Source organism: Salmonella sp. 2020_1459, from assembly GCF_043847915.1.
In the GTDB taxonomy this organism is placed as follows: Bacteria; Pseudomonadota; Gammaproteobacteria; order Enterobacterales; family Enterobacteriaceae; genus Salmonella; species Salmonella enterica.
The window spans coordinates 20,122-39,801 of record NZ_JBCMFA010000010.1 but is presented as its reverse complement, the minus strand read 5'-3'; the positions used below and the strand labels follow the sequence as shown (position 1 = coordinate 39,801).

Annotated in this window: 17 protein-coding genes and 4 tRNA genes; 2 read left to right on the top strand and 19 right to left on the bottom strand. The window is 53.7% G+C overall.

The window, feature by feature from the left end:
• The first annotated feature begins 13 nt into the window (after positions 1-13).
• Both hemX and hemY read left to right on the top strand, forming a co-directional pair.
• Positions 14-1,183 carry a uroporphyrinogen-III C-methyltransferase gene (hemX, locus tag ACH0VJ_RS21300; RefSeq protein WP_000138967.1) on the top strand — a complete coding sequence of 390 codons (1,170 nt, stop codon included), beginning with the start codon at positions 14-16 and terminating at the stop codon, positions 1,181-1,183.
• 2 nt (positions 1,184-1,185) lie between these two features.
• A complete protein-coding gene (gene hemY / locus ACH0VJ_RS21295; protein ID WP_023602562.1) occupies positions 1,186-2,382 on the top strand; it encodes a protoheme IX biogenesis protein HemY in 1,197 nt (398 codons plus the stop codon).
• 581 nt (positions 2,383-2,963) lie between these two features.
• On the opposite strand, the gene ACH0VJ_RS21290 is transcribed toward hemY, so the two are convergent.
• The 19 genes from ACH0VJ_RS21290 to ACH0VJ_RS21200 form a co-directional block, all read right to left on the bottom strand.
• Positions 2,964-3,040, bottom strand: a tRNA-Pro gene (locus ACH0VJ_RS21290).
• 42 nt (positions 3,041-3,082) lie between these two features.
• Positions 3,083-3,169 (bottom strand) — tRNA-Leu (locus tag ACH0VJ_RS21285).
• A 20-nt stretch (positions 3,170-3,189) separates the two neighbouring features.
• A tRNA-His gene (locus ACH0VJ_RS21280) sits at positions 3,190-3,265 on the bottom strand.
• A 54-nt stretch (positions 3,266-3,319) separates the two neighbouring features.
• A tRNA-Arg gene (locus tag ACH0VJ_RS21275) sits at positions 3,320-3,396 on the bottom strand.
• A 102-nt stretch (positions 3,397-3,498) separates the two neighbouring features.
• Positions 3,499-4,884 carry an amino acid permease gene (locus ACH0VJ_RS21270; protein WP_000818376.1) on the bottom strand — a complete coding sequence of 462 codons (1,386 nt, stop codon included), beginning with the start codon at positions 4,882-4,884 and terminating at the stop codon, positions 3,499-3,501.
• A gap of 206 nt (positions 4,885-5,090) precedes the next feature.
• Positions 5,091-5,831 (bottom strand): lipopolysaccharide N-acetylmannosaminouronosyltransferase, encoded by a 741-nt coding sequence (wecG, locus tag ACH0VJ_RS21265; protein WP_079833557.1) that lies wholly within the window; start codon positions 5,829-5,831, stop codon positions 5,091-5,093.
• A complete protein-coding gene (gene wzyE / locus ACH0VJ_RS21260) occupies positions 5,828-7,186 on the bottom strand; it encodes an ECA oligosaccharide polymerase (RefSeq protein WP_000055601.1) in 1,359 nt (452 codons plus the stop codon). Before wzyE ends, wecG begins: the two co-directional genes overlap by 4 nt.
• Complete coding sequence (locus tag ACH0VJ_RS21255; protein ID WP_000217197.1) at positions 7,183-8,262, bottom strand: TDP-N-acetylfucosamine:lipid II N-acetylfucosaminyltransferase; 1,080 nt, start codon at positions 8,260-8,262, stop codon at positions 7,183-7,185. Before ACH0VJ_RS21255 ends, wzyE begins: the two co-directional genes overlap by 4 nt.
• On the bottom strand, positions 8,259-9,509 hold the full coding sequence (gene wzxE, locus ACH0VJ_RS21250; protein WP_000050285.1) for a lipid III flippase WzxE: 1,251 nt from the start codon (positions 9,507-9,509) through the stop codon (positions 8,259-8,261). The genes ACH0VJ_RS21255 and wzxE overlap by 4 nt, the downstream gene beginning before the upstream one ends.
• Before the next feature lies 1 nt (position 9,510).
• A complete protein-coding gene (rffA, locus tag ACH0VJ_RS21245; RefSeq protein WP_000612087.1) occupies positions 9,511-10,641 on the bottom strand; it encodes a dTDP-4-amino-4,6-dideoxygalactose transaminase in 1,131 nt (376 codons plus the stop codon).
• Between the two features lie 4 nt (positions 10,642-10,645).
• Positions 10,646-11,323 (bottom strand): dTDP-4-amino-4,6-dideoxy-D-galactose acyltransferase, encoded by a 678-nt coding sequence (rffC, locus tag ACH0VJ_RS21240; RefSeq protein ID WP_001145156.1) that lies wholly within the window; start codon positions 11,321-11,323, stop codon positions 10,646-10,648.
• Positions 11,301-12,182: a glucose-1-phosphate thymidylyltransferase RfbA gene (gene rfbA / locus ACH0VJ_RS21235; protein ID WP_000676077.1), complete on the bottom strand. Its 882-nt coding sequence runs from the start codon at positions 12,180-12,182 to the stop codon at positions 11,301-11,303. Before rfbA ends, rffC begins: the two co-directional genes overlap by 23 nt.
• A 32-nt stretch (positions 12,183-12,214) precedes the next feature.
• A complete protein-coding gene (rffG, locus tag ACH0VJ_RS21230) occupies positions 12,215-13,282 on the bottom strand; it encodes a dTDP-glucose 4,6-dehydratase (protein WP_000822143.1) in 1,068 nt (355 codons plus the stop codon).
• Positions 13,282-14,544 carry a UDP-N-acetyl-D-mannosamine dehydrogenase gene (gene wecC, locus ACH0VJ_RS21225; RefSeq protein WP_000011236.1) on the bottom strand — a complete coding sequence of 421 codons (1,263 nt, stop codon included), beginning with the start codon at positions 14,542-14,544 and terminating at the stop codon, positions 13,282-13,284. The genes rffG and wecC overlap by 1 nt, the downstream gene beginning before the upstream one ends.
• Positions 14,541-15,671 (bottom strand): non-hydrolyzing UDP-N-acetylglucosamine 2-epimerase, encoded by a 1,131-nt coding sequence (wecB, locus tag ACH0VJ_RS21220; protein ID WP_000866676.1) that lies wholly within the window; start codon positions 15,669-15,671, stop codon positions 14,541-14,543. Before wecB ends, wecC begins: the two co-directional genes overlap by 4 nt.
• 55 nt (positions 15,672-15,726) lie before the next feature.
• Positions 15,727-16,773, bottom strand: coding sequence for an ECA polysaccharide chain length modulation protein (gene wzzE / locus ACH0VJ_RS21215; protein WP_000193420.1), 1,047 nt, complete (start codon positions 16,771-16,773; stop codon positions 15,727-15,729).
• 11 nt (positions 16,774-16,784) lie between these two features.
• Complete coding sequence (wecA, locus tag ACH0VJ_RS21210) at positions 16,785-17,888, bottom strand: UDP-N-acetylglucosamine--undecaprenyl-phosphate N-acetylglucosaminephosphotransferase (RefSeq protein WP_001050945.1); 1,104 nt, start codon at positions 17,886-17,888, stop codon at positions 16,785-16,787.
• Between the two features lie 239 nt (positions 17,889-18,127).
• Complete coding sequence (gene rho / locus ACH0VJ_RS21205) at positions 18,128-19,387, bottom strand: transcription termination factor Rho (RefSeq protein WP_001054532.1); 1,260 nt, start codon at positions 19,385-19,387, stop codon at positions 18,128-18,130.
• An 87-nt stretch (positions 19,388-19,474) separates the two neighbouring features.
• Positions 19,475-19,558 (bottom strand): rho operon leader peptide, encoded by an 84-nt coding sequence (locus tag ACH0VJ_RS21200; RefSeq protein ID WP_134820045.1) that lies wholly within the window; start codon positions 19,556-19,558, stop codon positions 19,475-19,477.
• Between the last annotated feature and the right edge of the window lie 122 nt (positions 19,559-19,680).

Genomic DNA, 19,680 nt, shown 5'->3' with positions numbered 1-19,680 from the left:
ATGGGATGCCATAATGACGGAACAAGAAAAATCCTCCGCCGTGGTTGATGAGACCAGGGAGAGCGTGGAAACCACGCCACAGCCAGTTAATACCGAGAAAAAAAGTAAGAACGGCGCCGCGCTGGTATTAAGCGCGGTGGCGATTGCGATTGCCCTGGCGGCAGGTATTGGGCTTTATGGCTGGGGAAAACAGCAGGCAACCGCGCAAACGGAAACCAGCGATGCACTGGCGACGCAACTGACCGCCTTGCAAAAGGCGCAGGAGAGCCAAAAAGCGGAGCTGGAAGGGATTATCAAAAAACAAGCGGCGCAGTTAGAAGACGCGAATCGCCAACAGGCGGCGCTGGCGAAACAGCTTGATGAAGTACAACAAAAAGTCGCCACTATTTCCGGCAGCGATGCTAAAACCTGGCTGCTGGCGCAGGCTGATTTCCTGGTGAAACTCGCCGGACGTAAGCTGTGGAGCGATCAGGACGTCACTACCGCCGCTGCGCTGCTCAAAAGCGCTGACGCCAGTCTGGCGGACATGAATGACCCCAGCCTGATTACCGCACGACGCGCGATTACTGACGATATCGCCAGCCTGTCATCCGTTGCGCAGATCGACTACGACGGCATTATTCTCAAGCTCAATCAGCTCTCTAACCAAATCGATAACCTGCGTCTGGCGGATAACGATACCGATGGTTCGCCGATGGATTCAGACAGCAGCGAGCTGTCCAGCTCGCTAAGCGAATGGCGCGTTAACCTGCAAAAAAGCTGGCAGAACTTTATGGACAGCTTTATTACCATTCGCCGCCGCGATGATACTGCCGTACCGCTGTTGGCGCCCAACCAGGACGTCTATTTACGCGAAAATATTCGCTCCCGCCTGTTAGTCGCCGCGCAGGCCGTGCCACGCCATCAGGAAGAAACATACCGTCAGGCGCTGGATAACGTTTCGACCTGGGTTCGCGCTTATTACGATACTGACGACGCTGCGACAAAAGCCTTCCTGGAGGAGGTCGATAAATTAAGCCAGCAAAATATTACGATGGATCTGCCAGAAACCCTGGGAAGCCAGGCGATTCTTGAAAAACTGATGCAAACCCGCGTGCGTAATCTGCTGGCGCAACCGACAGTCTCTACGGCAGCGCCTGCCACGCAGACAGACGCTCCGGCAGCCGCGCCGCAAGGAGAATAATGATGCTAAAAGTATTATTGCTCTTTGTGTTGTTGCTCGCGGGTATCGTGGTCGGCCCGATGATAGCCGGTCACCAGGGCTATGTGTTAATCCAGACCGATACCTACAACATTGAAACCAGCGTCACCGGCCTGGCGATCATTCTCATCGTCGCTATGGTGGTGCTATTCGCCATTGAGTGGTTACTACGCCGTCTGTTTCGTACCGGCGCGCACACCCGCGGTTGGTTTGCCGGCCGTAAACGCCGTCGCGCTCGCAAGCAGACCGAACAGGCGCTGCTGAAGCTGGCGGAGGGCGACTATCAGCAGGTTGAAAAGCTGATGTCAAAAAATGCCGACCATGCTGAACAACCGGTGGTAAATTATCTGCTGGCGGCAGAAGCGGCGCAGCAGCGCGGCGATGAAGCACGCGCTAATCAGCACCTTGAACGTGCGGCAGAGCTGGCGGGGAACGACACCATCCCGGTCGAGATCACGCGCGTGCGCTTACAGCTGGCGCGCAATGAAAATCACGCAGCGCGTCACGGCGTGGACAAACTGCTGGAGGTCACGCCGCGTCACCCGGAAGTTCTGCGTCTGGCGGAGCAGGCCTATATTCGCACCAGCGCATGGAGTTCTTTACTGGATATCATCCCATCCATGGCGAAAGCGCACGTCGGCGATGAAGCGCATCGCGCCATGCTCGAACAACAGGCGTGGATAGGACTCATGGATCAGGCGCGCGCCGAGCAGGGCAGCGAAGGATTACGCACCTGGTGGAAAAACCAAAGCCGTAAAACCCGCCATCAGGTGGCGCTGCAGGTCGCGATGGCCGAGCATCTGATCGAATGTGACGATCATGATATGGCGCAGCAGATTATCATCGACGGTCTGAAACGCCAGTATGACGATCGGCTGGTGCTGCCCATTCCTCGCCTCAGAACCAATAATCCGGAACAACTGGAGAAAGTGCTGCGTCAGCAAATCAAGACGGTAGGCGATCGCCCGCTGTTATGGAGCACGCTCGGCCAGTCGCTAATGAAACACGGTGAATGGCAGGAGGCGACCCTGGCTTTCCGCGCCGCGCTGAAACAACGCCCGGACGCGTATGATTATGCCTGGCTTGCCGATGCGCTTGATCGACTGCATCAACCGGAAGAGGCCGCCGCCATGCGGCGCGACGGCCTGATGCTGACATTACAGAACAATCCCCCGCAGTAATTCCCTCTTGCCCGGTGGCGCTTCGCTTACCGGGCTTACCGCCTACACAAAATCATTCGGGATGCATAAAAAAACGCCTGCCCGGTTAAGGGGCAGGCGTCAAAACAGGTCTGTATGACAACATAAAGGGGTGCTTCACTCAACGTTGTGTCCAGGGTGTTTGATGAGGCGTAAGCGACATCTGTCAGTGGACGATAAGCACCGTAAACGGCTCTGCATCATTCCTGAGTTTATGAGGCCAGAAGGCGAACATAAGAGATGGAATGAGCATCTACCCGTACATTATTGCACATAACGTGCCATCTTTGCACCGCTAAAAAACAGGCGCAGGCATTAAAAAAACGTAGAGAATTCACGCGATTGTCATCCCCCCGCCGCTGGCGAGGTTTTAGCGTGTCGCCCGGTGGAGACAGAACAGGATGCTTTTTACAAAGTGATTATAAATCAATAGATTACTCGTCACCGAATAGCGACAAATGAAGCCTGGGATATCGCCAACAAATCATAATGGCAACACGTGCGGGATAAGGGGTTGAAAAGGAACAGAAAACAAAAAACCCCGCCGAAGCGGGGTTCAAAATTGGTCGGCGAGAGAGGATTCGAACCTCCGACCCACTGGTCCCAAACCAGTTGCGCTACCAAGCTGCGCTACTCGCCGATATACTGCTTTTTTGAATTTTTAGTTCAATTCATTGAGTCGTGGTGCGAGGGGGGGGACTTGAACCCCCACGTCCGTAAGGACACTAACACCTGAAGCTAGCGCGTCTACCAATTCCGCCACCTTCGCGTTTCACAACTCTATATTAATGGGGTGGCTAATGGGATTCGAACCCACGACAACTGGAATCACAATCCAGGGCTCTACCAACTGAGCTATAGCCACCACTGAAACTTTTTACGCGGTATTAAACCACCGCAGCTCAAGCACCTAAATAAATGGTACGCCCGACAGGATTCGAACCTGAGACCTCTGCCTCCGGAGGGCAGCGCTCTATCCAGCTGAGCTACGGGCGCTTAGCGCCGTTGCGGGGGTGGATAATACGGACTTCACACCCCGCTGTCCAGTGCCTTTTTAAATAAAATGCGCGTTTGGTTATGCTTTGCGCATTTTGGCGCTTATTCCCCCACCTTGTGGGCGGTTCCGTGACGATTCAGACCGAAAACTTTGTAGACCAGCGTGACGGCCAGCAGGAAGATGACGCCGACAAACAGCGACATGCGCGTATCTTCATTAAAGTACATGCCGATTAAAACGCAAACCAGAAACGCCATCGTCAAATAGTTCGCCCACGGAAACATAATGGAACAAAAAGGATGATCCGCAATCGCTTCTTTATGCGCCCGACGAAAGCGCAGTTGGCTAATCAGAATGACAAACCACGGCACCATCCCCGGCAGTACGCTGGCGCTATAAACGTAAACAAAGACGCGCTGCGGATTGGGGATGATGTAGTTCAGGCAAGAACCTACCAGCAAAATCAAAATAGAGAGCGCCACGCCCGCGACCGGCACGCCGTGGCGAGAGACTTTCGCGACTGCCGCCGGCAGTTGACGGTTTTTCGCCAGCGCGTAAAGCATACGCCCACAGCTATACATTCCGCTGTTACAGCCGGAGAGCGCCGCCGTCAGCACGACAAAGTTGATAATGCCTGCCGCGGCGGTGATGCCGATTTTCGCGAAGGTGAGCACAAATGGGCTGCCGTTGCTGCCAATCTCATTCCACGGGAAAATGGTGACGATCACGAAAATCGCGCCAACATAAAAAATCAGGATACGCCACAGCACTTTACCCACCGCGCTACGCAACGTCACCTGCGGATTCTTCGCTTCACCGGCGGTAATACCGATCAACTCAACCCCTTGATAAGAGGCCACCACGATACATAATGCGGTCAGAAAGCCTTTCCAGCCGCCGGCAAAAAAGCCGCCATGCTCGGTCAGATTACCAAAGCCAATCGCCTGGCCGCCGTTACCAAAGCCGAAGAAAATCACCCCCAGACCGATGATGATCATCACAATAATCGTGGTGACTTTGATCATCGCAAACCAGAACTCGATTTCACCATACAGGCGCACCGCAGCCAGATTCGCCAACGCGACCAGTCCGACGGCAATCAGCGCCGGTATCCACTGCGCCATCTCCGGAAACCAGAACTGGACGTAGACCCCAATGGCGGTAATTTCCGAGATCCCGACCGCCATCCACATAAACCAGTATGACCAGGCGGTAAGATAGCCAAAAAAAGGACTCATATACCGGTGGGCGTACACGGCAAAGGAGCCGGTAACAGGTTCCAGAAAGAGCATCTCCCCCATCGAACGCATGATGAAAAAGACGAACAATCCGGCGATGATATACGCCAGCAGCACTGACGGGCCCGCCCATTTCAGCGTACTGGCGGCGCCCATAAAGAGTCCGACGCCGATGGTACCCCCGAGGGCAATCAATTCAATATGACGAGCTTCCAGCCCACGCTGTAGCTCCGGTTTTTTCTCTGCCATAAATCCTCATGTCGTGTTTGCAACGGTTCCGGTAGTACCGGTTATTGTTATGGGTACATCGATTGTTGCGAATATTTTCTTAAATTTGGACAAATGGCAAATGGAGCATTAAAAAAATGCACTTATTGTGTAAGAAATCATCGATTATGTTGTAAATGAGCAGCGCCATAAGCACAGCCCGCTGCTCAAGTCATCAGAAGAGAGAATTAGAGATCGCCAGTATAGTGCCAGCGAAGGTAGCGCAGCAGACGCATCTGGCGGGTAATACGCTTCGGTTGCGAAAGCAGACGATACAACCACTCCAGCCCCAGGTTCTGCCATATTTTTGGGGCGCGTTTGACGTGACCGGTAAACACATCATAGGTCCCGCCCACCCCCATATATAACGCATGGGGATGCACTTCCCGACAATCGCGCATGAGTAATTCCTGTTTTGGCGATCCCATCGCGACGGTGACAATTTTCGCGCCGCTGGCATGGATACGCGCAAATAGCGCCTGACGCTGCTCCGGCGTAAAGTAACCGTCCTGGCTACCCACAATATTGACGTTCCACTGCGTCCGCAGTTTTGCTTCCGTCTGCGCCAGCACCTCAGGCTTGCCGCCGACAAGAAATACCGGCGTGCCTTCTTTCCCCGCGCGCGCCATTAACGCTTCCCAAAGGTCGGCGCCAGCCACACGAGAAACCTGCGCCTGCGGAAATTTTTTACGTATTGAACGCACCACGCTGATGCCATCGGCATATTTAAATTCCGTCGCCGCTATCAACGCGCGGACTTCCGGATTATCTTCCGCCGTCAGCAGCTTTTCGGCGTTGATCGCCACCAACGTGCCTTGCTTCAGTTGACCATCGGCAAACAGATAATTCAGCGCGTGTGACATGTCGCGCCAGCCAATCAGAGGTAATCCACGCAGCGAGTAAAGGGGCGCAGCGGCATTATTGGTCATAGTTTTCCTTCCACCTGTGCCTGAGGGAGCGAAGTTGTACGTTTATGAATCAGTCCGGCGCTATCAAATAACCAGAACAGAAGCTTAGCGACCAGCAGGCTGGCGCCAAAAACCACCAGGAAGAAAACCACGCGCGAAACAAACGAATCCAGTCCTTCTCGCGCCAGCACAATCATATTAAAGATGGCGCCAAAGCAGAAACTGTGCAGAATCGCCGCCTTATAGCGATTGGGCTCCCGGTTACCCAGTTCATACAGCCAGTCGAACCATTTGATAATCAACCCGACAACGATCGCGCCGAGCGGAATAAACAGCGCCCCGCCCATGACCACCAGCGATCCGATAAGCGTTGGCGATATCGCCAGGCCAGAATGGTTGTTCAGGACTTCCCAGGTGAAGTAATTCGCAGAATTCAGCACGATGCTGGGTCGTCCCGGCCATAACCAGGTGGGAATAAAGACGTAGAAATCACGCACGATAGGGGCCAGCCCCTGAAACTCGATATTGTGGTAATTTTGCAACAGCAGCGCCAGATTCTCCCACGGCGAAAAGGTATCGCGCGTCAGATAAAGAAACGTATAGAACGCCTCATCGCCGCTCACATTTAATCCGTAGCGTTTGAGCGCCAGCCAGAACATACCGACAATCCCCAGCACGCCCGCCGCTACCAGCATCCACAGGCAGATCCAGCCCCGAATAATGCCGATAAACAGGAAGATTGCAAACGCAATAATGATGTTGGCGCGCGTGCCGCCGACAATCATGTAGGTCAACAGACCAAACGCGACGGTGCTCACCAGAAAGAACAGCCACGCTTTGCTGTCCTGGCGCAGGAAATAGACCACCAGCATCGCCGGAATGAAGAAATAGAAGAACCGTTTTAACGCCACGCCGGAGACTTCGCTGGAAAAGATCTGGCTGTAGGAGTGCAGCCGGAACAGCAAAAAGCCGTTATGCATAAAGAAAATCGCCACGCTCACCAGCGCGATGCCCATCAGGATCACCCAGGTAAGGTGGGTTTCCACCCGGTTCATGGTAAATAGCGGCTTGCGTGGTACATCCACAACGCGTTTGCGTAAACGCGTTTTATAGGTCACGTAATACACGCCGTAGAAACAGGCGGCGGATAATAGAGCCTGCAATAAGATTTCCGGCGGCGCGACGCCAACGTCGAAACGAAATACCAGCACGCTGGTTAGCGGAAAACCAAAAAAGAAGGTCAACAAAAACAGCAACGAAAAGAAAACGTTGAAGTTAAAACGCACGCGGCGGAATTCAAACCAGGTCAGCGTGGCGATAAACAGCGTAGAGAGCAGCCAGACCACCAGCAGCCCGCTGAATTGCATTAAACTCATTCGGCTTCTCCTGCGGCGATTCTCAACGCATTATGCCACGGTTGCAGGTAGTTGGGGCTAAAGAAGGTGATGCCGCTTTTATCTACCGATGCGAGCTGACGCTGCGCCTCGCGCACGACCTGCTCATTAAGATCGTCCGTGGTAAACAGGACGGGCAGATGCTGTTCCGCCATATCCTGCCAGAAAGGATTGTCGCGATTCAGTACGCACGGGATATCGGCCTGAATTAGCAGACACAACGTCCCGATCCCCTGTTGGCGGGCAAAAATAAAATAACCGAGATCGCACTGACGCAACAGCGCAAGATAGGCATCAAATTCCATTTTTTCGCTAAGAATTTGTAGATTTTCGGCGCTAAATAGCGCCAGACCGGCCTGACGAACCTCATCAATATAGGCTTGGTTATTGGCCGGATAGCCCATCGGCACCACCACGTTTACCGTATCGCCAAACTGCTGATACACCGCCCGTAACGCCGCAATATGTTGGTTACTGCGATCGCCGGAGTTCCCTACTAAAATGGTCAATTTTCCCGCACGTTGGCGCTCTTTTGCCATAGCATTCAGGGAAGGATCCATGCGCGTCGGGAAATAGAGCAACTCGCCGCGTACGTCCGGATGCTGGCGCGCAAAATAGCTGAGATCGCCGCGCGTCGCGAATACGCACCCTACTCGCCCCTGCGCGATACGACGAAGCGGGTAGAAAAGGCGGAATTTCAGCCCGTTGGACACTTCGTAGAGATCCGCGCCCCAGATATGCCAGTAAAACTGAGCTGGCTTAATACCGCCGCTTAACAGCGCCAGCCATAGGCTGGTGTTGAACTGACCGTGAAAGAAGAATCTCTGTCGACGATTTGCTTTCGCTTTGGCGATGACCGCCTGCGCCAACGCTTTCTTACTGCCATAAAAACGAAGCGAGAGCGCCGGACAGCTTTCCGTGAAACCGTTATCTTCGCCGGCAACCATAAATTCGCGCGCGTGCTCGCTTGTGGCGGCCAGCGTATCATTGAAAAACCGCAGCACGGTGTGGTTATGGTGAGGGATATCCGATCCCAGGACGTGAATCAGTACAGTCATGCTCGCCTACGCCAGAGTAAAAATACGCCGCAACAAAGTGAAAAATAGACAATATAGGTGGCCATATAAGCCTGTGCCGCACCCAGCGCGCCGTGAGCGGGAATCAGCCAGTGAGCGAACGCCGTTAACAGAATGAACTGGCTAATTTCAGCCAGAATGTAAAATCGCAACGACGCTTTGGCAATCACCAGATAACCGAAAACATAGGCGCCGACTTTCAGCACGTCGCCCACTAACTGCCAGGCGAACAGATCGCGCATCGCGGTGAATTTGGCGGAGAAAAGCAGCCAGATAGCAAAATCGCGCAATAGCCAGACGGTAAAACTCGCCGCCGCAACCGCCGGTAAAACAAATTTCAGCGCTTTTACCACTTCACGCGTAATGTCCTGTTTTTCCGTCAGGCGTGAGAGCGTGGGTAACAGGTAAACACTGAAGGAGGCGGTGATAAATTGCAGATAGGCGTCAGAAATACTGCTTACGCCCTGCCAAATCCCGACATCGCTCCAGCTATAGTGCGCGGCCAGTTGGTTTCGCATCATCACATAGGCGACCGGCATCGTAACGGAGGTAATCAGCGCCATCAGGGTAAATTTACTGAGCTGCCCTGCCAGACCGTTGTCCCAGGAGGGCTTGAGATAGCGTAGCGGGACGGTGCCGCGCTTAATCAGTATTATACCGGCTGGCACTACCACCAGCGCCGGCACCAGCGCCAGGCCAAGCAGAGCGCCTTCATAGCCGCCGACACGGTAGCAGAGATACCAGGCGGCGACGCCCAAAAAGCTGCCGACAATTAACGATAAGGCATTACCCGACGCGTCACGAAAGCCCTTCATTAGCGCCAGCAGCAGGTTCGCCCAGGCGATCCCCATTTGTACCAGCGCAACCAGACGCACCAGCCCTTGATAGTCCGTATGACCGAACAATCCCTGGCTAATCGGCGCCGCCGCCAGCAGGAAGACCAGCGCCAGCAGCGTAGAGAACCCCAATACCATCGCGGAGGAGGTTCCCACCACGGTACGTAACTGCGCCGGGTCATCATGATGTTGTGCGACGAGTTTGGTAACGCCGTTAAATATCCCGGCGCCAGCCAATACGCCCAGCACGGTGATCATCTGGCGGAAGTTACCCGCTTGTCCCACGCCCGCCGGGCCAAAAGAGACGGCCAGTAGTTTCACCACCAGCAGTCCGGCGCCAATTTTTACCAGCGTACTGACCGCCGTCCACAGGGAGGCTTTAGCAAGCGACATATCAGGAGAAATAATTTAGCAAGGTAGTAATCACCGTTCGTTGATCGACGGGCGCAAGGTTATAAAACAGCGGCAGACGCAGCAAACGTTCGCTCTCTTTTGTGGTGTAGACATCGTCCCCGATAAACTCGCCGAATTTATCGCCCGCCGGACAATCATGCAGCGGAATGTAATGGAATACCGCCATGATTTCCGCCTCTTTCAGGGAATTAATCAGCGCGCTGCGATCGGCGATATCCCGCAGTTTGATGTAAAACATATGGGCATTATGCCCGCAGTTTTCCGGAATAGAAGGCAGCTCGATACGCCCGGCGTGCGCCAGCGGCGTTAACGCATCGTAGTAAGTCTGCCACAGCGACAGACGCTGTTGATTGATACGATCGGCGGCCTCCAGTTGCGCCCACAGATAGGCAGCCTGCAGATCGGACATCAAATAACTGGAGCCGATATCCCGCCAGGTGTATTTGTCCACCTGACCACGGAAGAACTGGCTACGGTTGGTGCCTTTTTCGCGGATGATCTCCGCGCGTTCAATTAGCGTACGATCGTTGATCAGCGTCGCGCCGCCTTCGCCGCCAGCGGTGTAATTTTTGGTTTCATGGAAGCTAAAACAGCCGATGTGACCGATCGTCCCTAACGCGCGCCCTTTGTACGTGGACATCACACCCTGGGCGGCATCCTCGACAACGAACAGATTATACTTATCCGCCAGCGCCATGATGACGTCCATTTCACAAGCGACGCCAGCGTAGTGTACCGGCACGATAGCACGGGTTTTATCAGTAATCGCCGCCTCAATCAGCGTTTCGTCAATATTCATCGTATCCGGACGAATATCGACAAACACAATTTTCGCGCCGCGCAGGACAAAAGCGTTAGCGGTGGAGACAAACGTAAAGCTCGGCATGATCACTTCATCGCCGGGCTGAATATCCAACAACAGAGCCGCCATCTCCAGCGATGCGGTACAGGAAGGCGTCAACAACACCTTCACGCTGCCGAAATGTTGCTCCAGCCACTGCTGGCAACGACGCGTAAAGCCGCCGTCGCCGCACAGTTTGCCGCTGCTCATTGCAGACTGCATGTATTCGAGTTCGGTTCCCACCACCGGCGGCGCATTAAAAGGAATCATGTTGTCACCTGTATAACCAGTACGCAGTGCTTTCGATGTTGGCACCGCTTTGTATGTAACGTTTAAGCGCGGCGGTGTTGCCCAACTGGGTCGCCACCCGCAATGTTGCTTTGCCGCGACTCTGCGCCCAACAGATCGCCGCCTGCATAAGTTCCGCTCCCGCGCCGCGTCCGGCCAACAGGCCAATGCGCGCGTCGGTATCATTCAATTCCCGCAGCGAGACGTAACCGCGGATAGCGCCTGTCTCCGTGCGAAGCACCAGGCATTGGTGATCAAACGTGCCGCGTACCGCATTCTCAATCCACTGGGCGTAAAAACGGGCGCTGGCGTCGGGCGCATACCACGGCGCGCGAAAACGACTCTGCGTAAACGCCTCTCCGGCCAACTGACGCAAAGCAGGAATGTCCGTAAGGTGTGCAATTTCCGCGCCATGCTGGTCGCGATGCCCTTTTACCGGCAACGCAAAATCCACCTCGCCTTCAACCAAAGAGAATCCCAGCGATTGCAACGCCGACAGCCAGGCGATGTTTTCAGCCGGCACTTTTACCTGCACGCGTTGCCACGCCTGCAGCGCTTCTGGCGTTAATTCGGGCGCTGAAGCATCGATACGCACAATGCCGCTATTCACGCCAAAAAACGTATTTTCCCAGAGTAACGGTTCAATACTGGCGCGGACGGGCACGGAGCAACTCCAGTAAATATTGGCCATAGCCGGTTTTTTCAAGCTGACTGGCGGCGCGTTTCAAACCATCATCATCCAGCCAGCCGTTGCGCCAGGCAATCTCCTCCAGACAGGCAATTTTGAAGCCCTGGCGCTTTTCCACCGTCTGCACAAAAGTGCTCGCCTCAATCAGACTGTCGTGGGTGCCCGTATCCAGCCAGGCGAAGCCGCGGCCCAGCAGTTCAACGGTCAGCTTACCTTCCTCCAGATACATTTGGTTGATAGAAGTGATCTCCAGCTCGCCACGCCCGGACGGTTTCACGCGCTTCGCATACTCGACGACCTTGCTGTCATAGAAATAGAGGCCGGTGACCGCCCAGTTAGATTTAGGCTGTTTCGGCTTTTCTTCCAGCGAGAGCGCGCGAAAATCATCGTCAAACTCCACGACGCCAAAGCGTTCCGGGTCCATGACCTGATAGCCAAATACCGTAGCGCCTTCGGTACGCGCCGCGACCTGACGGAGTTTGGGGCTAAAACCCTGACCAAAAAAGATATTGTCGCCCAATACCAGGCATGAGGGTTCACCGTTGAGGAACGTTTCGCCAATGATAAAGGCCTGCGCCAGCCCGTCCGGACTGGGCTGCTCGGCATAATGTAAATCGATACCGAATGCTGCGCCGTCGCCCAACAAACGCTGAAAGTCGCGTTTATCCTCCGGCGTGGTGATGATCAAGATCTCACGAATTCCCGCCAGCATTAGCACCGATAACGGATAGTAAATCATCGGTTTGTCGTAGACGGGCAGAAGCTGCTTTGACACGCCGCGCGTAATGGGATGCAACCGGGTACCGGAACCTCCCGCCAGAATGATGCCTTTCATTCGTTTCTCCTCCAGGAGTAAGAACCTGCCGTTTAGCGTTTCAGTCCTAAGCGTTCGCCCTGATAACTGCCATCCTGCACGGGTTTCCACCAGGCCTCATTGGCGAGATACCACTGAACGGTTTTTCGCATCCCACTTTCGAAGGTTTCCTGCGGCGTCCAGCCCAGCTCGCGGGCGATTTTCGACGCGTCGATGGCATAGCGTAAGTCATGGCCGGGTCGATCGTCGACGAAGGTAATCAGATCGTGATAATTCGCCACACCCTGCGGTTTTTGCGGGGCCAGTTCCTCCAACAGAGCGCAGATCGTCCTGACCACATCCAGATTTTTACGTTCGTTATGACCGCCGATATTATACGTTTCGCCCACCGCGCCGTTCGTCACCACGTGATACAACGCACGGGCATGATCCTCTACATACAGCCAGTCGCGAATTTGCTGACCGTTGCCATAGACCGGCAATGGTTTACCCGCCAGCGCGTTCAGAATCATCAGCGGGATCAGTTTTTCCGGGAAATGGTAGGGCCCGTAGTTATTAGAGCAGTTGGTGACAAGCGTAGGCAGACCGTAGGTACGTAACCAGGCGCGTACCAGATGGTCGCTGCTGGCTTTGGAGGCGGAATAAGGGCTGCTTGGCGCATATGGCGTGGTTTCGGTGAAGAAATCGTCTGCAGTATGCAGATCGCCATACACTTCATCGGTGGAGATATGGTGGAAGCGAAACGCCGCTTTAGCGTCCGCGTCAAGCGCGGACCAGTAAGCGCGAGCGGCTTCCAGCAAGGTGTAAGTACCAACGATATTCGTTTCAATAAACGCCGCCGGGCCGTCGATGGAACGGTCTACATGGCTTTCCGCCGCCAGGTGCATCACGCTATCGGGCTGATACTGCTGGAAAACTCGCTCCAGTGATGCCCGATCGCAGATATCCACCTTCTCAAAGGCGAAACGGTCGCTTTGCGCCACCGACGCCAGAGACATCAGGTTGCCCGCATAGGTGAGTTTATCCACCACCACCACCGCGTCTGCCGTTTCATGGATGATATGCCGCACCACCGCAGATCCGATAAAGCCTGCGCCTCCGGTCACCAGAATGCGTTTCATCAGCGCCAGACTCCTTTGGTATCAACCACATAACGTTGATGAACCGCATCGCCGGGGATCGCTTTAAATTCGTCGTGATCGACCAGCATCACCAGCACATCGGCGGCGGCCAGCGCCGCGTCCAGCTTCGCCAGCGTGCAAAGTCCGTCCAATTTTTTCGGCAACTGACGGATATTCGGTTCGACGACCAGGGTTTCGCCGCTGTGCCAGCGGGCGATACTTTGCGCGATCCCCATCGCCGGGCTTTCGCGCAGATCGTCGATATTCGGCTTAAAGGCCAGCCCAAAACAGGCGATTTTCACTTCGCTGGCGCGTTTATCGGTGGCCGCCAGGCAATCTGCGACCGCGGCTTTTACCTGATCGACTACCCAGTGCGGTTTGCCGTCATTCACTTCACGCGCGGTGCGAATCAGTCTCGCCTGCTGCGGATTTTGCGCCACAATAAACCACGGATCGACCGCAATGCAGTGCCCGCCAACGCCTGGGCCCGGCTGCAAAATATTGACGCGCGGATGGCGGTTCGCCAGACGGATCAATTCCCAGACGTTAATCCCCTGTTCGGCGCAAATCAGCGACAATTCATTCGCAAAGGCGATATTCACATCACGGAAGCTATTTTCCGTCAGCTTGCACATCTCTGCGGTGCGCGAGTTGGTGACAACGCATTCGCCCTCAAGGAAAATTTTGTACAGCGCGCTGGCGCGAGCCGAACATACTGGCGTCATACCGCCAATCACGCGGTCATTTTTAATGAGTTCCACCATCACCTGACCCGGCAGCACACGCTCCGGACAATAGGCGATATTCACGTCGGCCTGCTCGCCCGCCTGCTGGGGAAAGGTCAGATCCGGGCGCATCCCGGCCAGCCAGCCAGCCATTTGCTCCGTTGCGCCGACCGGCGATGTTGATTCCAGAATCACCAGTGCCCCTTTTTTTAATACCGGCGCAATGGATTTCGCCGCGGCTTCCACATAGGCCATGTCAGGGTCGTGATCGCCTTTGAATGGCGTCGGCACGGCAATCAGGTACGCATCGGCCTCGACAGGTGTCGTCGTCGCACGCAGAAAGCCGCCTTCCACCGCCATCTTCACCACATTGCCCAACGCCGGCTCCACGATGTGAATTTCACCGCGATTTATGGTGTCTACCGCATGTTGGTTGATATCCACGCCGATAACCTGCTTCTGGCGGGAAGCAAAAGCGGCCGCAGTCGGTAATCCGATATACCCCAGCCCAATAACAGAAATGGTCGTAAAACTCATAACGATACCCGATAACTTTTTAACGCCTGTAAAATGCGCGCGCATGATTGCCCGTCACCATAAGGATTATGGGCGCGGCTCATGGTTTGATATTCATTTTCGTCGTGCAGCAGACGCATAACTTCCGCCACAATGCGCCGGGAGTCCGTGCCGATCAGTCTTACCGTACCAGCGGTAATGGCTTCCGGACGCTCTGTGGTTTCACGCATGACCAATACCGGCTTACCTAATGACGGCGCTTCTTCCTGAATACCGCCGGAATCGGTCAGAATGAGCCAGGCGTGATTCATCAGCCAGACAAAAGGTAAGTAGTCCTGCGGCTCAATCAGTACCACGTTTTCAACATGGCCGAGGATACGGTTGACAGGTTCGCTGACGTTGGGATTGAGATGCACCGGATAGACAATTTGCACATTCTGGTTCGCGGCGGCGATTTCCGCCAGCGCCTGGCAGATATGCTCAAAGCCCTGACCAAAGCTTTCACGCCGATGACCGGTCACCAAAATCATCTTCTTATTCGCGTTGAGGAAAGGATACTGCTCGGCCAGTTCAGCCTGTAATGTATCGCTCGTCAGAACGCGATCGCGTACCCAGATCAGCGCGTCAATAACGGTATTGCCAGTGACAAAAATGCGCTCATCCGGAATGTTCTCCCGCAACAGATTCTGCCGCGAGTTTTCCGTCGGCGCAAAGTGGTACATCGCCAGATGTCCGGTCAGCGTGCGGTTTGCCTCTTCCGGCCAGGGGGAATAGAGATCGCCGGTTCGCAACCCGGCTTCTACGTGCCCTACCGGAATTCGTTGATAGAAAGCCGCCAGGCTGGTAGCAATCGTAGTGGTGGTATCTCCATGAACCAGCACCACATCAGGTTTAAAATCTGCCAGGATCGGCTTTAATCCCTCCAGAATTCGGCAGGTAATTTCCGTCAACCCCTGTCCCGGCTGCATAATGTTGAGATCGAAATCAGGCACAATAGAAAAAAGAGTTAATACCTGATCAAGCATCTCCCGATGCTGCGCAGTAACGCATACTTTGGCCTCGAAATGAGGATCTTTTTCCAGCGCATGGACCAGAGGCGCCATCTTAATGGCCTCCGGTCGTGTACCAAATACAGTCAGTACTTTCACATCGATTCTCTTCGAATAGACAGTAGGGGCCCAGCCCCCTACTGCAGAGGTGTTGCTAAATCGTGCGGCGACGGGTTAAGGCAACGCCCGCACCGATTAGCGCCCCAACGATACCCCACATAATCATCAGGAAGGCTCGGCGTGGGCTATCACGTTTTACCGGTTCTTCCGGCGTACGCAAATAACGATAGGTCTGAAAACGAGGGTCCAGGGTCGGCCCCACATTAAGCGTATTCAACATTGCCCGATTTTGAAAGTAGTCCAAATCGAACGCAGGGCCAACCGCTTGCAGATTTTCAAGACGCGCCTGCAACATAGGGCGACCGAGTAAAAAAAGCTCTGAGTCCGGTAATTCATCTGCCGGGACATCCGTCGCGCTACGAGAAATATTATGTTGTTCCGCAATTTTGAGCGCCTGTTCAATACTGTTTACACGACGCGAATAGATCGCTTTCGCAACCTCTTCCTGCCGTTTGACCTGGGCTTTCATCTGCACGGTACGCGCAGCCCAGGCACCTTTTAATTCATCATTCAGATGACTCGCCGCCCGCTGGCTGGCGAATGCGACATACTGACGCAGCAAATTATTGGCGTCCGGCGCAGTTTCAGCAATCAGCTTCACATTGTCGTTGATGGCGCGTGTAAAATCGCCGGGCGTAAACTGTATGTTATTGATCAGTTCATCAAGCATCGCCGCATCAGCTTTGCTATTCCCGACCATTCGCTGCTTGTAATAGTCCGTCTGTAACCAGAAATCGCGACGCGTATCCCAGGAGGCAAGTTGCATGATGAACTCTTTATACGCTTCATCCATCACCGAGGGCTTATCGGAAGAAGAGGGATCGGTCTTAATATCCAGGTTGCGCAGAAACTGCTGCTGGGAGTAATAACCGCCCAACATATTTACGGTTGGGCGATCGGTGATCGCCGTCGCACTCCACTCCTGACGAGCAAAAAAGGTATAGGCTAACGCGATAAGGGCAAATAGCAGGCCAATGCCGATAATCCAGTATTTGCCAGCCCATAAAGTACGAAACAACCCGCGAATATCCAGTTCATTTTCAGCGCTCACCGCGCGTGCCCCCGGTAATGGTTGTGTCATCGTATCCTCATTTACTTGGTTAAGTTTGGCCGGTTCTTACGGTGCCTGCGCAGGCGACGCTTCACACGCTTAATAAATCTCGCCACCTTCCAGGCCCGCTTAATGCAGTAGCCATAGAGGAAGAATGCTAGCAAAAAGAGCACCAACATAACCCATTCAGGAACAAAATGAGAATATTCTGCAGCTACGCCTACTCCAGCCAGAATGGCGGCGGCAAGCGTAATCAGTACAAACGCCTGACGAGAGGTAAATCCGGCGCGCATGATAAGATGGTGAATGTGCTGACGATCAGGGGAAAAGGGGCTCATCCCTTTACGCAGACGGCGATACATAATCGCCACCATATCCATCAGCGGGATAGCGATAATCCATAGCGCGGTAACCGGACTGATAGGGTGAGTTTTCCCCTGCGTCGTTTCCAGTAAGATCCAGATAACGGTAAAACCAATCAGAGTACTACCGGCATCGCCCATAAAGACTTTATAACGCCGCCCCAAAATACCGAGATTAAGCATAATGTAAGGCAGAATCGCGGCGATCATGGCGAAGCACCATATTGCCAGGCTGGTTTGACCGTCAAACCATAAAATCAGCCCCATCGCCGCGAATGAGACGCTGGATAGCCCGCCCAACAGGCCGTCAATACCGTCCACCATATTGAAAGCGTTGATCGCCGCCCATACGGCAAACAGAGTAAGGAAATAACCGAAGGGACCGAGCACCATCTCCCAGGAGCCAAAGATATAGCCGAGGCTGCTAAGATAGAGCTTACCGAATACCATCATAATGATACCGATCGCGGCCTGTATGGTCGCACGGATCTTTACGCTGATATCAAAACGGTCGTCCAGCGCACCGATAAAAACCAGTACGCCCGCACAAGAAAGATAAAGCGACGCATGAGGAATATAGTGATCAACAATTCCGAATGTGAAGCAAATCCCTGCGTAAACCGAAATCCCTCCAACCAACGGTATCAGCCCCTGGTGGCGTTTACGAAAGTTGGGTTTATCCACTAAACCGATTTTTTTTGCAACTTTACGCGCAAAAAACAGGAACAGTGTCGTGAATAAAAAAATACTGATGAGATCAGTACTCACGGTCAGTAAATTCACAATGCGTGCTCTCAGATAAAATTAGTACCAGAAGTATAACCATGAAGACCTTTATTCAGAAGGGAAACCCTGCTCTGAATCAGGCAGAATTGTTTAAATATCAACCACACGATACCGATAACGAATGGATGGCGAAGCCCGGACCCGGTTTATCATCGTTTTGTAAATGTGTCGTTAAGATTACAGATATAAAACAAAAACGCCACGTAAAAACGTGGCGTTTTCAGGTAAAGACCAGGTTATGAGCGCTTCATCATCTCGAAAAAGTCGTCATTAGTTTTGGTCATCGCCAGTTTGTTAATGAGGAATTCCATCGCGTCAATTTCACCCATCGGATGGATGATTTTACGCAGGATCCACATTTTCTGCAGCTCTTCCTGAGTGGTGAGCAGCTCTTCTTTACGGGTACCGGAACGGTTGTAGTCGATAGCCGGGAAGACACGTTTTTCAGCGATCTTACGCGAGAGATGCAGCTCCATGTTACCGGTGCCTTTAAACTCTTCGTAGATAACTTCGTCCATCTTGGAACCGGTATCGATTAGCGCCGTCGCGATGATAGTCAGGCTACCGCCCTCTTCCACGTTACGCGCCGCGCCGAAGAAACGCTTCGGACGATGCAGGGCGTTAGCGTCCACACCACCGGTCAATACTTTACCGGAAGCCGGCACCACGGTGTTGTAGGCGCGCGCCAGACGGGTGATGGAGTCGAGCAGGATGATAACGTCTTTCTTGTGTTCAACCAGACGCTTCGCCTTCTCGATAACCATTTCGGCAACCTGAACGTGGCGGGATGCCGGTTCGTCAAAGGTAGAAGCAACCACTTCGCCTTTCACCAGACGCTGCATCTCGGTCACTTCTTCCGGACGTTCGTCAATCAGCAGCACCATCAGCACGCAGTCCGGGTGGTTATACGCGATGCTCTGCGCGATGTTCTGCAGCAGCATGGTTTTACCCGCTTTCGGCGGCGCGACAATCAGACCGCGCTGGCCGCGACCGATCGGCGAAGCCAGATCCAGAACGCGCGCCGTTAAGTCTTCGGTAGAACCGTTACCACGCTCCATACGCAGACGAGAGTTTGCGTGCAGCGGGGTTAAGTTCTCAAAGAGGATTTTGTTACGGGCGTTTTCCGGTTTGTCGTAGTTAACTTCGTTAACTTTCAACAGCGCAAAATAGCGTTCACCTTCTTTCGGCGGGCGAATCTTACCAGAAATGGTATCACCAGTGCGGAGGTTGAAACGGCGGATTTGGCTGGGGGAAACGTAGATATCATCAGGACCGGCGAGGTAGGAGCTGTCTGCAGAACGGAGGAAACCAAATCCATCCTGCAATATCTCCAGCACACCGTCGCCAAAGATATCTTCGCCACTCTTTGCGTGCTGCTTCAGGATGGCAAAAATAATGTCCTGCTTGCGCATACGGGCCAGGTTTTCCAGCCCCATACTTTCGCCGAGAGTGATCAGCTCAGAAACCGGCGTATTCTTTAATTCGGTAAGATTCATAATGGTGTGAGTTCTTAAACTTGGGGTAAATCTCGAACTTAATGTTGTGAATGGTATGGCAGGGTCATCCATGCCTGTTTACGGCTATCAACTCATGTCTGTTCGCTGTCTGGTCACAGGAAAGTACGCAGAACTGAAACGACAAGACGGAATGAGCGAAGAGCCAGGAATCTTTCCACTTCTCGTGCGAGAAAAAACGGGAAGTGACGGATAAAACCAGATTCAAACTTAATAAGGTATGTTTAATTCGAAGTCAATACTAACTTAGCACGACTCAGACCGGGCGTCCAGAG

Bases quoted from the DNA above. Each gene is read 5' to 3' on its own strand.
- hemX (WP_000138967.1), top strand. From the start codon at position 14: ATGACGGAACAAGAAAAATCCTCCGCCGTGGTTGATGAGACCAGGGAG.
- hemY (WP_023602562.1), top strand. From the start codon at position 1,186: ATGCTAAAAGTATTATTGCTCTTTGTGTTGTTGCTCGCGGGTATCGTG.
- ACH0VJ_RS21270 (WP_000818376.1), bottom strand. From the start codon at position 4,884: ATGGCAGAGAAAAAACCGGAGCTACAGCGTGGGCTGGAAGCTCGTCAT.
- wecG (WP_079833557.1), bottom strand. From the start codon at position 5,831: ATGACCAATAATGCCGCTGCGCCCCTTTACTCGCTGCGTGGATTACCT.
- wzyE (WP_000055601.1), bottom strand. From the start codon at position 7,186: ATGAGTTTAATGCAATTCAGCGGGCTGCTGGTGGTCTGGCTGCTCTCT.
- ACH0VJ_RS21255 (WP_000217197.1), bottom strand. From the start codon at position 8,262: ATGACTGTACTGATTCACGTCCTGGGATCGGATATCCCTCACCATAAC.
- wzxE (WP_000050285.1), bottom strand. From the start codon at position 9,509: ATGTCGCTTGCTAAAGCCTCCCTGTGGACGGCGGTCAGTACGCTGGTA.
- rffA (WP_000612087.1), bottom strand. From the start codon at position 10,641: ATGATTCCTTTTAATGCGCCGCCGGTGGTGGGAACCGAACTCGAATAC.
- rfbA (WP_000676077.1), bottom strand. From the start codon at position 12,182: ATGAAAGGCATCATTCTGGCGGGAGGTTCCGGTACCCGGTTGCATCCC.
- rffG (WP_000822143.1), bottom strand. From the start codon at position 13,282: ATGAAACGCATTCTGGTGACCGGAGGCGCAGGCTTTATCGGATCTGCG.
- wecC (WP_000011236.1), bottom strand. From the start codon at position 14,544: ATGAGTTTTACGACCATTTCTGTTATTGGGCTGGGGTATATCGGATTA.
- wzzE (WP_000193420.1), bottom strand. From the start codon at position 16,773: ATGACACAACCATTACCGGGGGCACGCGCGGTGAGCGCTGAAAATGAA.
- rho (WP_001054532.1), bottom strand. From the start codon at position 19,387: ATGAATCTTACCGAATTAAAGAATACGCCGGTTTCTGAGCTGATCACT.